General features: G+C 54.7%; 11 protein-coding genes. 6 read left to right on the forward strand and 5 right to left on the reverse strand.

The window, feature by feature from the left end; all coding sequences use genetic code 11:
• Nucleotides 1-262: 262 nt before the first annotated feature.
• From dalD to LVJ83_RS05165, 3 genes are all read left to right on the forward strand, one after another.
• The gene (gene dalD, locus LVJ83_RS05155; protein WP_244786956.1) at nucleotides 263-1,639 is read left to right on the forward strand and encodes a D-arabinitol 4-dehydrogenase; all 1,377 of its coding nucleotides are present in this window, start codon (nucleotides 263-265) and stop codon (nucleotides 1,637-1,639) included.
• Between the two features lie 10 nt (nucleotides 1,640-1,649).
• Nucleotides 1,650-3,119, forward strand: coding sequence for a xylulokinase (xylB, locus tag LVJ83_RS05160; protein WP_244786958.1), 1,470 nt, complete (start codon nucleotides 1,650-1,652; stop codon nucleotides 3,117-3,119).
• A 196-nt stretch (nucleotides 3,120-3,315) separates the two neighbouring features.
• A complete protein-coding gene (locus LVJ83_RS05165; RefSeq protein WP_244786960.1) occupies nucleotides 3,316-4,581 on the forward strand; it encodes an MFS transporter in 1,266 nt (421 codons plus the stop codon).
• A 289-nt stretch (nucleotides 4,582-4,870) separates the two neighbouring features.
• Here the strand turns inward: LVJ83_RS05165 and LVJ83_RS05170 are convergent, their stop codons facing one another.
• The gene (locus LVJ83_RS05170) at nucleotides 4,871-5,146 is read right to left on the reverse strand and encodes a hypothetical protein (RefSeq protein WP_244786962.1); all 276 of its coding nucleotides are present in this window, start codon (nucleotides 5,144-5,146) and stop codon (nucleotides 4,871-4,873) included.
• A 232-nt stretch (nucleotides 5,147-5,378) separates the two neighbouring features.
• On the opposite strand from LVJ83_RS05170, the gene LVJ83_RS05175 reads away from it, so the two are divergent.
• From LVJ83_RS05175 to LVJ83_RS05185, 3 genes are all read left to right on the forward strand, one after another.
• Nucleotides 5,379-5,999: a phosphoribosylglycinamide synthetase gene (locus LVJ83_RS05175; protein ID WP_244786964.1), complete on the forward strand. Its 621-nt coding sequence runs from the start codon at nucleotides 5,379-5,381 to the stop codon at nucleotides 5,997-5,999.
• Between the two features lie 59 nt (nucleotides 6,000-6,058).
• A complete protein-coding gene (locus tag LVJ83_RS05180) occupies nucleotides 6,059-6,706 on the forward strand; it encodes an OmpA family protein (protein ID WP_244786966.1) in 648 nt (215 codons plus the stop codon).
• 284 nt (nucleotides 6,707-6,990) lie between these two features.
• A complete protein-coding gene (locus tag LVJ83_RS05185; RefSeq protein WP_244786968.1) occupies nucleotides 6,991-7,746 on the forward strand; it encodes an SIMPL domain-containing protein in 756 nt (251 codons plus the stop codon).
• A gap of 121 nt (nucleotides 7,747-7,867) precedes the next feature.
• On the opposite strand, the gene LVJ83_RS05190 is transcribed toward LVJ83_RS05185, so the two are convergent.
• The 4 genes from LVJ83_RS05190 to pxpB form a co-directional block, all read right to left on the reverse strand.
• The gene (locus tag LVJ83_RS05190) at nucleotides 7,868-9,058 is read right to left on the reverse strand and encodes an NRAMP family divalent metal transporter (RefSeq protein ID WP_244786970.1); all 1,191 of its coding nucleotides are present in this window, start codon (nucleotides 9,056-9,058) and stop codon (nucleotides 7,868-7,870) included.
• A gap of 276 nt (nucleotides 9,059-9,334) precedes the next feature.
• Nucleotides 9,335-10,069 carry a 5-oxoprolinase subunit PxpA gene (pxpA, locus tag LVJ83_RS05195; RefSeq protein WP_244786972.1) on the reverse strand — a complete coding sequence of 245 codons (735 nt, stop codon included), beginning with the start codon at nucleotides 10,067-10,069 and terminating at the stop codon, nucleotides 9,335-9,337.
• Nucleotides 10,059-10,988, reverse strand: coding sequence for a 5-oxoprolinase subunit C family protein (locus LVJ83_RS05200; protein WP_342345085.1), 930 nt, complete (start codon nucleotides 10,986-10,988; stop codon nucleotides 10,059-10,061). Before LVJ83_RS05200 ends, pxpA begins: the two co-directional genes overlap by 11 nt.
• Nucleotides 10,985-11,635, reverse strand: a complete 651-nt coding sequence (pxpB, locus tag LVJ83_RS05205) for a 5-oxoprolinase subunit PxpB (RefSeq protein WP_244786976.1) — start codon at nucleotides 11,633-11,635, stop codon at nucleotides 10,985-10,987. The genes LVJ83_RS05200 and pxpB overlap by 4 nt, the downstream gene beginning before the upstream one ends.
• Between the last annotated feature and the right edge of the window lie 246 nt (nucleotides 11,636-11,881).

Raw genomic sequence — 11,881 nt, forward strand, 5'->3', positions numbered from 1 at the left:
GTTTGTAGTCAAACAGGCAGATGGTTGTCTAACTTGTTGTTATCAATTGTTTAAATGAAGAGTAAGGCCGTCTGAAACATCATTCATTTTAAAGCAGCGAAATTTAATTACTTAAATAAAATGTTGAAATCTAATTAAATTTCTTATGTTTGAGAAGAAATCTTGCAGTAAAATCGGCAGGAACCTGCTTTCAAAAACCACATAAAGTCAGCAGTATCCACAGCAGATTATTCACAAACAAATTTGATATGAAGGAGTAGTAATGATGGCTCAACAATACACTTGGCTGCATATCGGCTTGGGTTCGTTCCAGCGCGCCCACCAGGCATGGTATCTCAATGAACTCATCAAATCGGGGGATGATGCTTGGGCAATCGCGGCGGGTAATATTCGCAACGACAGCGAACACACCATCGAAGCCTTGTTGGCGCAAAACGGCGAATATGTGCTGGAAACCGTCAGCCCGCATGATGAGCGTGAATATGAAGTGATCCGCTCGATTAAAAAGCCCATCCGCTGGCAGGCCGATTTGGCACCGCTGATTGAAGAGGGCGCGGCGGAAAATACCAAAGTGATTGCGTTTACCGTTACCGAGGCCGGTTATTATCTCGACAGCCGTTATCACCTAGACCAAGATAATCCGAGCATTCAGGCAGATTTGAAAGGCGGCCACGAAACCATCTACGGCATTATCGCCAAAATCCTGAAAAAGCGTATGCAGCTGGCCGATGGCAACGTGACTTTATTGTGCTGCGACAATGTGCGCCACAACGGCGAGCGCTTTCACGACGGCCTGGTCGAATTCCTGACCCTCACCGGCCATCTGGATGTGATCGACTGGCTGAAAGACCATGCAACCACGCCGAACACCATGGTCGACCGTATCGTGCCGCGCCCGGCGGAAGACTTGCCCGCACGCATTCAGCAACAAACCGGCAGAATCGACCAAGCGCCGGTGATGGGCGAGACTTTTATCCAGTGGGTAATCGAAGACAATTTTAAAGACAATGTCCGCCCCGCGCTGGAAAAAGTAGGCGTGCAGCTGGTAGATTCGGTGATTCCTTACGAAGAAGCAAAAATCCGCGTGCTCAATGTGCCGCATGCCGCAATTGCGTGGGCGGGCACTTTGCAGGGCGAACTGTTTATCCACGACAGCACCTTAAACGAGCGTGTGCGCCAAGCGGCTTATGATTATGTTACCCAAGATGTGATTCCCAGCTTGGGCGACAACGGCATTGATTTGCCGCAATACCGTGATGTGGTGTTGGAGCGTTTCACCAACCCGCACATCAAAGACACCAATCAGCGCGTAGCCGCCGATGGCTTTTCAAAAATTCCCGCCCAAATCCAGCCGACATTAATCGAGCGCTACCGCAGCGGCGCGCGCCCTGAGGCTACGGCTTTGCTGCCGGCGCTGTTTTTTGTGTTTATGGAACAATGGCACGAAGGCCGGCTGCCCTATACCTATCAAGACGGCATTCTTGACGAAGCAGCGGTGCATGCCATGTATCAATCTGCCGATCCGGTCAAAGTTTTTGCCCAAGATAAAGCCTTGTTTGGCGAATTGGCCGACAACGCCGACTTCGAAGCGCTGTTGCGCGAAAAAATCGAAGAAGCGCGCACATTCTTGATTTTTTAAGGAGCCGGTCATGTATTTAGGTCTTGATTTTGGCACTTCAGAAATCAAGGCGCTGCTGACGGATGAGCACGGTCAAATCGTGCTCAGCCACGGCATGCCCTTGAGTATCCAACGCCCCCATCCGCAATGGTCGGAGCAATCGGCCGATGAGTGGTGGCAGGCAACCAACGATTTAATCACACATTTGCGCCAACAATGCGGTGCGCGCTGGCAAGAAGTGAAAGCCATCGGGCTTTCCGGCCAGATGCACGGCGCGGTGCTGCTCGATGCCGCCGGCCAAGTGCTGCGCCCGGTGATTTTGTGGAACGATACCCGCAGTGCCGCCGAATGCGCCGAATTGGAAACCGCCGCGCCGAATCTGCATGCCGTTACCGGCAACTTGGCCATGCCCGGTTTTACCGCGCCCAAATTATTGTGGGTGAAAAAGCATGAGCCGGAAATCTTCGCCAAAACCGCTGCCGTATTGCTGCCGAAAGATTACATCCGCTTTTTGATGACCGGAAAAAAAGTGTCTGATATGTCGGATGCGGCCGGCACCTTATGGCTGGATGTGGCCCGGCGTGACTGGTCGGATGAAATCCTTGCCGTGTGCGGTCTTAAGCGCAGCCACATGCCTGAATTGACAGAAGGCAGCGACAACAGCGGCACGTTGCTGCCCGAAATTGCACAGCAATGGGGCTTGAGCGAATCGGTGATTGTGGCCGGCGGCGGTGGCGATAATGCAGCCAGCGCGGTAGGTGTCGGTGCGGTACGGCCGGGTGATGCGTTTATTTCACTGGGCACTTCCGGCGTGGTGTTTGTGGTTAACGAAGCTTACCGCCCCGCACCTGAGTTGGCCGTACATTGCTTCTGCCATGCCTTGCCCGGGCGCTGGCACCAAATGAGCGTGATGCTTTCCGCTGCTGCCTGCTTGAGCTGGTATTGCAAACTGGTGGGCGTGAAAGAGGCTGAATTGTTGCAGGAAATTGAAGCATTGAGCGCAGAAGCCAGAGCAGAGGCGCCGATTTTCCTGCCTTATCTTTCCGGCGAGCGCACCCCGCATAACGACCCGCTTGCCAGCGGCATATTTCACGGCATCCGCCACAGCGCCGATCGCGCCGTGATGGGCTATGCCGTACTCGAAGGCGTGAGCTTCGGCATTGCCGACGGCGTGCGCGTGTTGCAGGAAAGCGGCACCGAAATCAATCGCTGTTCACTGCTCGGCGGCGGCGCGCGCAGCACTTATTGGGCGCAGCTGCTGGCCGATATTTTGCAGCTGGAAATCGTTACCCACAAGGGCGGTGAAAGCGGCGGTGCGCTCGGTGCGGCCAGGCTGGCGGCGTTGGCAGACGGCAAAACAGAAGCCGAAGTGTGTAACAAACCCGAAACCGACCGGGTTTACCGGCCCGATGCGCGGCAGTTTGACAGGCTAAACCGGCGTTACCAAACTTTCCGCGCACTCTATCGGCAAGATGAGGCCTTCAGAAATCTAGCGGGATAATTACACCATCTGTGCAGACGGCAGGGTGCTGAAGCACTGCCTGCGCCGGCAGAATGGCTTTAATAAGCCCGGCCGCCTGCGTTACCCCGTTTATCGTTATTTTTCAATCAAGCTTGGCAGCTTGCAAACACAATCTGCAAAGCGCGGTGTGGCTGTTTTCAGACGGCCTTCCGTTTATTTTTATGTTGGAGCAGGTATGAACACTTCCGCAGTCACCAAGCAATGGCTGGGTTTGCCCCTGAATTTATTGTGGGGCTATATCGCCATTGCGTTGTTTATGACCGGCGACGGCTTCGAGCTGGCGTTTCTTTCCCATCACATCACCAGCCTGGGTTTCAGCCAGTCGCAATCTTCGTTGGCCTTTTCGATCTACGGCCTGGCCGCCGCTTTGTCGGCTTGGGTGTCGGGCGTGTTTGCCGAAATCATTACCCCGCGCAAAGCCATGATTATCGGCTTTGTGATGTGGTGTGTGTTTCACACGCTGTTTTTGGTTTTCGGCCTCGGCGATGCCAATTATCCGCTGATTCTGCTGTTTTACGGCATTCGCGGTTTTGCCTATCCGCTGTTTCTGTATTCTTTCATCGTGATGATTGTGCAAAACGTGCACAGCTCGCAAATCAGCCCGGCCATGGGCTGGTTTTGGACCACTTATTCGGTGGGCATCGGCGTGGCGGGCAGCTATATTCCCAGCTTCACCATCCCGATGATTGGCGAACGCGGCACCTTGTGGCTGGCGCTGGCGTTTTGTTTTGCCGGCGGCCTGGTGGCCTTGACCATGCTGCGCAAGGTGAATTCGTCGTCGCATATGCACCATCTTTCCACCAAAGAAAAATTCACCGAATTGAGCCGCGCGGTTACGCTGCTGGTGAGCAACCGCAATATTCTGTATGCCAGCATGATCCGCATCATCAACACCTTGTCGCTGTTTGGCTTTGCGGTGATTATGCCGATGATGTTTGTTGACGAATTGGGTTTTTCTACGCCCGAATGGCTGAAAATCTGGGGTGTGTTTTTCGCCACCACGCTGTTTTCCAACGTGTTGTGGGGCATTGTCGGCGAACGGCTGGGCTGGATGCGTGTGGTGCGCTGGTTTGGCTGTATCGGTATGGCAATCTCGACATTGAGCTTTTACTATCTGCCGCAATATTTCGGCCACAATTTTTACATGGCGTGGATTCCGGCGATTCTGCTCGGCACATTTGTGGCGGCGTTTGTGCCCATGACCGCCGTGTTTACCAGCTTGGAGCCGAATCATCAAGGCGCGGCGATTTCGATTTACAACCTCTCTGCCGGCATGTCGAATTTTCTTGCGCCCACCATCGCCACCATTTTGCTGCCGTATTACAGCTTTATCGGCGTGGTGTATGCCTATACCGCGCTTTATTTGTTTGCTTTCGTGCTCACTTATCTTTTGAAAGTGAAACAGCCGGGCTTCGGTGGTGAGCCGAAGACAATACAATGAGTATTGCAAGGAGGGTGGTTGTTTTTGTGAATGGGCATAAGCACAACCTGCTGCCTGTTAAGCACAATTAAAGCTGTTTTCATCATGAGGCCGTCTGAAAGCATTGTGTTTTCAGACGGCCTTGATTTGAATGGGCAGCCCCATTGCTTTGACCATTCTATATTCTCTATCTCCGCTGCTTTGCAGACCATCAGGCCGTCTGAAAATGTGGCTGCAAAGGCCTTATGCCGATTCGCAAAAGTAAGCGAACAAGGCGGCGAACTAGAGTGTCCTGATGTGTCATATATCATCATCTTTTTTGTGCTAAAAGCACATCTGCTGCGTTAAAAAGCCTCGCAAGATAGCCAATCTTGCTGTGTTTTTTGCCTTGCATCTGCTCTTTTATCACAAAAAATCTGAATAATTCTGAATTGTCAGGACACCCTAGGGTGTCCGGACAATTCGATTTACGGGTGTATTTTGCCCCTGAAAACGCATCTGCTGCGTTAAAAAGCCTCGCAAGATGTCCAATCTTGCTGTGTTTTTTGCCTGGCATCTGCATTTTCAGGAACAAAAATCCCCTCATAAACAAATTGTCCGGACACCCTAGCGCCGTTAGGTTATGTTGTCAAAGGGTATGAGCGAACCATGTGCAGGCAGGTTTGTCAAGCCGGAGTGGAGTCGGTATACTAAAACTGCATGCTGGATATCTAAGTGATGGTTTGCATGATTGGTGATATCGGCAATTCTGCATCGGGCGTTTGGCTGCCGGCTTTTGCTGAGATCGAAGCCTTGCCCTTATCAAGAGGAGAAGAGAAATGCATTTGAAAAAGCTGACTGTTGTAGCCCTTTCGGCATGCTTTGGTTTGAGTGCTTGCCAAAAAGAAGAAGCGCCGCCCGCCGCGCCGCCTGCAAGTGAGGCACCGGCTCCTGCAAGAGCAGAGTCTGCTCCGCAACAGCCGGTGGAATCAATGCCGCCTGCCACAGCCACTGCGCCCGGCTCGGGCAGCAACCTGATTCGTGAGCCGGTAGCCGCGCAAGAGCAGCCGTTGCAGGCGATTCAAACCAAGATGGGGCCGAAAGAATCAGTCATACACTTAACTTCGGCCAAGGTAACCGGCCAGATTCTGACGGTAGAATTTGTGGCGGTGCCAAAGAAAAGGGGTGACGGCCGTTATGAATGGTTGAATTTGACACTGCCCTTGAAAAATGTGAGCTATATTGATGATGCCACTGCCAAGAAAGTATCTTTATTGCAGGATGACGGTGAGGCTTATATGGCCAGCCCGCTGAACGGTACCGGCAAAAGTATCCGGCTGGATGGACACAGCCCCATAACCGCAACGTTGAAGTTTCCCGCCCCGCCGGAAACCTCGCCCACCATCAGTGTGAATTTCTCCGATATCGGCTCGTTTGACGGTGTGCCGGTCAGCCGCTAATGGTTTTCAGACGGCCTCAATTTCATATTGAGGCCGTCTGAACATAAAAAGGAGTCAACATGAAGGCGAAACAACCATTATGGCCGGCCTTGCTGACTGTGATGCTGGCCGCTTGCGGCGCCGAACCTGAAGCACCGCAGAGGCCCGAACAAATCGCGCCGGAGCCTGCCGCCTCGGCTGTGGCCGCCGTGTCGTCGCCGGTGGCGGCACCTGCAACGGCCGTGGCCGCGCAGGCTGCATCAGTTGCGGCGCAGGGCAGCAGTTTGGGCACGGCCGGCAGCAGCTTGTCGGCGGCGGGCGGCAATTTGAGCGCACGGCAAAACGAGTTCAATATCGAAATCAACTTGTCATCTGATGTATTGTTTGATTTCGACAAAGCCGAATTGAAGCCTGAAGCTGATGCCGAGCTGGAAAAAGCTGCCGAAGTGATACGCGAAAAAGGCAAGGGCATCATTTTGATTGTCGGCCATACCGACAGCAAGGGCAGCGATGCCTACAACAAACAGCTTTCACTGACACGCGCCGATGCGGTGAAAAATTGGTTTGAAGCGCACGGCCTGCATCAGGATTACCAAACCGACGGCGCCGGTGCCGCCAAGCCCGTGGCGCCGAACAGCCATGCCGACGGCAGCGATAACCCCGAAGGCCGCGCCAAAAACCGCCGCGTAGAAATTGTGATTAATAAAACCAAAACCTTGGGCGAATGAGGGCATCAATCTACAGTATTTCAACGCCGTAAGAGGCTGGGCCTGCCGAAGCCATTTGGGTTGGAAATATTTTTTAAGAGATACCCATTCAACAGGGCGGCACCCTGCATTAGAATAAGCTGATAAAGCGGCGGCACGGCGCAGTCGGGTTATTTTGATGAATCGGTAGGATGAAAGGCCGTCTGAAAATATTTTGCAACTGATTAATCAGATGTAAAAACTGTTTCAGACGGCCTGATTTTGATTAGAATGCACTTATCTCTGCAACATGCAAAGGAGCCGTTATGGCCACACATTCACCCTCTAAGGGCTTGGTTTTATTGGGCATCACATTGGCAATCGGGCTAATTGCCGCTGCTTTTGTGTTGGGTATGCAGTTTAAAAATTTCCGCCAACCCGGCACCATCACCGTGAAAGGCTTGGCTGAAAAAAGCTATCAGGCCGACCGCGCCGAATGGCAGACCAGCGTGGCTGTGCACGGTGATACCTATGCGCAGGTGCTGGCGCAGCTGCAACAGGCCGAGCCGGTGTTGGCACGATTTTTAACCGCACAAGGCTTCAACGCCACCGAGGTGCAGCGCTTCACGCCGATGGTCGAACCTGCTTACACCGAAGTGCGGCAGGAAGACGGCAGCATACGCCAGGTGCAAAACGGGTATCAAGGCGAACAGCGACTGCTGGTAAGCAGCAGCAATCTGACCGCCATCCAAAAAGCACAGCAGGCCGTTTTACAGTTGCGCGCGGATAACGAAGCCATCCGTTTCGAACAGCCGCAATATCTGCTCGGCAATCTGGAAACCATCAAACATGCGCTGATTACCCAAGCCACGGAAGATGCGCACAAACGGGCGCAGGAATTTGCCAAAACCGGCGGCGCGGCGGTGGGCGCGATGCGTTCGGCTTCACAAGGCTCATTTAATATTTATGCCGAGGGCGGCGGGAGCAGCAGCGACGATTACGGCGGCGTGTATGATAAAACCACCATCGGCAAAAACGTGCGGCTGGTGGTGACCATCGAATACGGCATCGGAAAGGAATAATTTTTTTATAAAAACCATCCGGCTGCATTAGGGTAATAAGATTGCCGCATCAAAAACAAGGCCGTCTGAAAGAATTTTCTTTCAGATGGCCTTGTTTTTTCATCGGATTATTCCACAAGATTTACCCCATCAAACCACCGATATATTTCACCAGCGTGATGCCGCTCAAGACCGCCATCAACACCACCACCACAAGGCCCGCCAGCGTCATCCACAGCGGGTGTTTGTAGTCGCCGACAATTTTGGTTTTATAGGCCGCCAGCAGCATCAGGCCGAGGGCGATCGGCAGAATCAGGCCGTTGAGCGTGCCCACCAGCACCAAGATTTGCGCGGGGCGGCCAACCGTGGCCAATACGGCGGTCGATACGATGATGAAGCCGATAATCCATTTGTTGCGGTGGCGCTCGATGGCGGGGCTGAGGCCGGCGATAAACGATACCGAGGTATAGGCCGCGCCAATCACCGATGTAATCGAAGCCGCCCAAATCACCACGCCGAAAATCAGCAGGCCGACATTGCCGGCCACATGTGCAAACGGTGTGGCGGCAGGGTTTTTCGGGTCGAGCGCCACGCCTTGCGACACCACGCCGAGCACGGCCAGAAACAGCACCACCCGCATAACGGAAGCAATCAGAATCGCCGATACCGAGCTTTTGCTCACTTCCGGCAGCGCCGCCCGGCCTTTGATACCGGCATCCAGCAGCCGGTGGGCGCCGGCAAAGGTGATGTAGCCGCCGACCGTGCCGCCGACCAGCGTGACAATCGCAATCGCATCAAGCTCGAGCGGTGCCACCGTGCGCAAGGCTGCTTCGCCCAACGGCGGATTGGCTTTGGCGGCCACATAAATGGTGAGCGCAATCATGATAAAGCCCATGACTTGGGCGAAGCGGTCCATAATTTTGCCGGCTTCGCGAAACAGAAAAATGCCGATGGCGATGGCGCCGCTGATAATCGCGCCCATTTCCGGGGTGATGCCGGTGAGAATGTTCAAGCCCAAGCCCGCGCCGCCGACATTGCCGATGTTGAAAGCCAGGCCGCCCATCACAATCAGCAGCGCCAGAAAATAGCCCGCACCGGGCAGCACTTTGTTGGCGACATCCTGCGCGCGCAGCTCCGATACGGCGATGATGCGCCAGATATTGAGCTGTGCGCCGATGTCGAGCAGAATCGACAGCAAAATCACAAAGCCGAAGCTGGCCAGCAGCGTTTGCGTGAAGGTGGCGGTTTGGGTGAGGAAGCCGGGGCCGATGGCCGATGTGGCCATCAGAAAAGCCGCGCCCATCAGCGCGCTGCGGTTGGAGGGTTTCGACATGAAGGCTCCTTGATCGGTAAAGTAAAAGTTGTCGGAACGGGCTTAATCATTGCGGTTTGCGGGTCGTTTGAAATCATTCAGGCCGTATTGCTGTATAACCCGTGCTTTTCAGACGGCCTCAATCCTAGGGTATCTTGACAATTCAGAATTATTCAGATTTTTTGTGATAAAAGTGCAGATGCAAGGCAAAAAACGCAGCAAGATTGGGTATCTTGTGAGGCTTTTTAACGCAGCAGATGTGCTTTTAGCGCAAAAAAGATGATGATATATGACACATCAGGATACCCTAACACCGTTTGCTTGCAAGGCGGCACTGATTTTGTCGGCGAATGCCAGCGCGTGCGCACCGTCGCCGTGCAGGCAGATGCTGTCGGCCTGCACGGCAATTTCGCCGCCGCCGTCTACCGTGTTGACCGTGCCTTGCCGCACCATCTGCAATACTTGCGCAATCGCTTCTTCATCGCTGTCTACCTGGGCATCGGCTCTGCTGCGCGGCACCAGCGAACCGTCGGGCAGATAGCGGCGGTCGGCGAATACTTCTGAAATCACTTCCAACCCGGCGCTGCGTCCGGCTTCGAGCAGGCAGCTGCCCGAGAGCCCCATCAGTTTCAAATTAGGATTGAAACGGCGTACGGTATCGGCAATGATATCGGCCAGCGCCTGATTGCGGGCGGCTTGATTGTAGAGTGCGCCGTGCGGCTTTACATAGGCCGTCTGAAGCCCTTCGGCATCGCACAGGGCTTGCAGTGCGCCGAGTTGGTAATTCAAATACGCACGCAATTCGGTTTCAGACAAAGCCATATCGGTGCGGCCGAAATTTTCACGGTCGGGATAGCCCGGATGCGCCCCGATGCGCACATGGTGCTGTTTGGCCCAAACCAGCGCACGGTGCATATCGGCAGCGCTGCCGGCATGCAGGGCACAGGCGATGTTGGCGGAGGAAACGCGTTGCAGCAGGGCTTCGTCGCTGCCGCAGCCCTCGGCAAGGTCGGCATTCAAATCAACGTGCATGTTTGGCTATCCTTTTGATTTGGTTTAAATAGATTTGGTTTTGATGCAGCAGCCGCGCCGCTTTTCCGGTTGAGGCCGTCTGAAAATAAATTTTGCCGCCAAAGCGCACTTGTGCCAGTTTTCCCAAATCGGCGGCAGCCACACAGGCGATTTTGGGGTAGCCGCCGGTGGTTTGGGTGTCGGCCATCAACACAATCGGCTGGCCGGACGGCGGCACTTGAATGCTGCCGAAAGCCACTGCGTGCGAGAGCATTTCCAGCGGCTGCAACAGCGCCAATCGGCTGCCTTGCAAGCGGTAGCCCATGCGGTTGCTGCTGCTTTGCAATACCCAGCCCTGCTGCCACAGTGCCTGCTGCGCTTCGGCGGTGAACGTATAGTATTCGGATGAGGGCAGGGCGTGGATGCGGTTGGTGAGTGGAATCGGTGCGATGCCGATATGCGGCAGTTTGCGGGCGTCGCCGCCCAGCGGAATTTCATCGCCCGCCTGCACGCAACGGCCTTGAAAACCGCCGAATGCCGCTTTTAAATCGGTGCTGCGCGCGCCCAGGATTTCCGGCACATCAAAGCCGCCGGCCACACACAAATAGCCATACATGCCGCGCACGGCACGGGCGAGCGTGAGCGTTTGGCCGCGCCGTGCGGTGTAGCGCCAGTAAGAATGCACCGGTTCGCCGTCGAGCGCGGCTTCATACAGCGCACCGGTAATGCAAAACGGCGTATCACGTGTAAACGAAACGCTGATGCCGCCGAGTGCGATTTCCAACGCCGCCGCGCCGGCCGGATTGCGCAGCAGCAGATTGCCCGCCTGCAAAGCCAATGTATCCATCGCGCCGGCATGGCCGATACCGAAGCGGCGCAGGCCGAAACGGCCGAGATCTTGAATATGAGCGATGGCCTGCACCGCCTGCACGCGCATCATATACATACCTCGCCGGCCACAAAACGCACTGTATCGCCCGCCAGCAAAAGCGTGGGCGGATATGAGGCCGTCTGAAACAAAGCCATATCGGTGCGGCCGATAATCTGCCAGCCGCCGGGCGAGGCAAAAGGATACACGCCGGTTTGGCTGCCGCCGATACCCACTGAGCCGGCCGGCACGTTGGTGCGCGGCTCGGCGCGGCGCGGCGTGTGCAGATGTTCGGGCAGGCCGCCCAAATAAGGAAAACCGGGCTGGAAACCCATCATAAATACGGTATACACCGGCTCGGTGTGGCGGCGCACGATGTCGGCAGGCGTGGTGTGGTGGTAGGCGGCGACTTCAGCCAAATCTTCACCGTATTCACCGCCGTAGCAGACCGGAATCTCAATATGCCGCCCCCGATGCGCTTGCGCTTTGATGCGCGGCCACAAGTGTTTCAGGCCGTCTGAAAGCTTTGCCAAATCAGCTCCCGGTTGTGCAAACACCGTGAGATTGTTCATACCCGTTACCGTTTCCAAAACCCCTTCCAATTCGGCGGCTGCATCGGCAAACGCCCACAAACGCTGCTGCTTGCCGGATTCGGCAGGCGGCGGCAACGTGCAGACAAGCGCAGATTCGCTGATGGGGGATAGGGTGATTGTAGACATGTTAGCTTTTGTTATCGTTTGTATGCGGTTGGTTATAGCGCTTTTGTCAACAAAATGTCAAGCGGCAAGCCTCGGCAACAGGCAGGTTTTTATCAGAAGCAGTGCATGCTGTCTGAAAAAACCGGCCGGCTATGTGCGAATAAGCATTCAGACGGCCTAGGATGTCCTGATCATTCGATTTAAGGGCGTATTTTGTCCCTGAAAACGCATCTGCTGCGTTAAAAAGCTTCGCAAGATGTTTAATCT

It is taken from the genome of Uruburuella testudinis, from assembly GCF_022870865.1.
GTDB classification, from domain to species: Bacteria; Pseudomonadota; Gammaproteobacteria; order Burkholderiales; family Neisseriaceae; genus Neisseria; species Neisseria testudinis.

Bases quoted from the DNA above. Each gene is read 5' to 3' on its own strand.
- LVJ83_RS05165 (WP_244786960.1), top strand. From the start codon at position 3,316: ATGAACACTTCCGCAGTCACCAAGCAATGGCTGGGTTTGCCCCTGAAT.
- LVJ83_RS05170 (WP_244786962.1), bottom strand. From the start codon at position 5,146: ATGAGGGGATTTTTGTTCCTGAAAATGCAGATGCCAGGCAAAAAACAC.
- pxpA (WP_244786972.1), bottom strand. From the start codon at position 10,069: ATGCACGTTGATTTGAATGCCGACCTTGCCGAGGGCTGCGGCAGCGAC.
- pxpB (WP_244786976.1), bottom strand. From the start codon at position 11,635: ATGTCTACAATCACCCTATCCCCCATCAGCGAATCTGCGCTTGTCTGC.
- LVJ83_RS05190 (WP_244786970.1), bottom strand. From the start codon at position 9,058: ATGTCGAAACCCTCCAACCGCAGCGCGCTGATGGGCGCGGCTTTTCTG.
- xylB (WP_244786958.1), top strand. From the start codon at position 1,650: ATGTATTTAGGTCTTGATTTTGGCACTTCAGAAATCAAGGCGCTGCTG.
- LVJ83_RS05175 (WP_244786964.1), top strand. From the start codon at position 5,379: ATGCATTTGAAAAAGCTGACTGTTGTAGCCCTTTCGGCATGCTTTGGT.
- LVJ83_RS05200 (WP_342345085.1), bottom strand. From the start codon at position 10,988: ATGATGCGCGTGCAGGCGGTGCAGGCCATCGCTCATATTCAAGATCTC.
- LVJ83_RS05180 (WP_244786966.1), top strand. From the start codon at position 6,059: ATGAAGGCGAAACAACCATTATGGCCGGCCTTGCTGACTGTGATGCTG.
- dalD (WP_244786956.1), top strand. From the start codon at position 263: ATGATGGCTCAACAATACACTTGGCTGCATATCGGCTTGGGTTCGTTC.
- LVJ83_RS05185 (WP_244786968.1), top strand. From the start codon at position 6,991: ATGGCCACACATTCACCCTCTAAGGGCTTGGTTTTATTGGGCATCACA.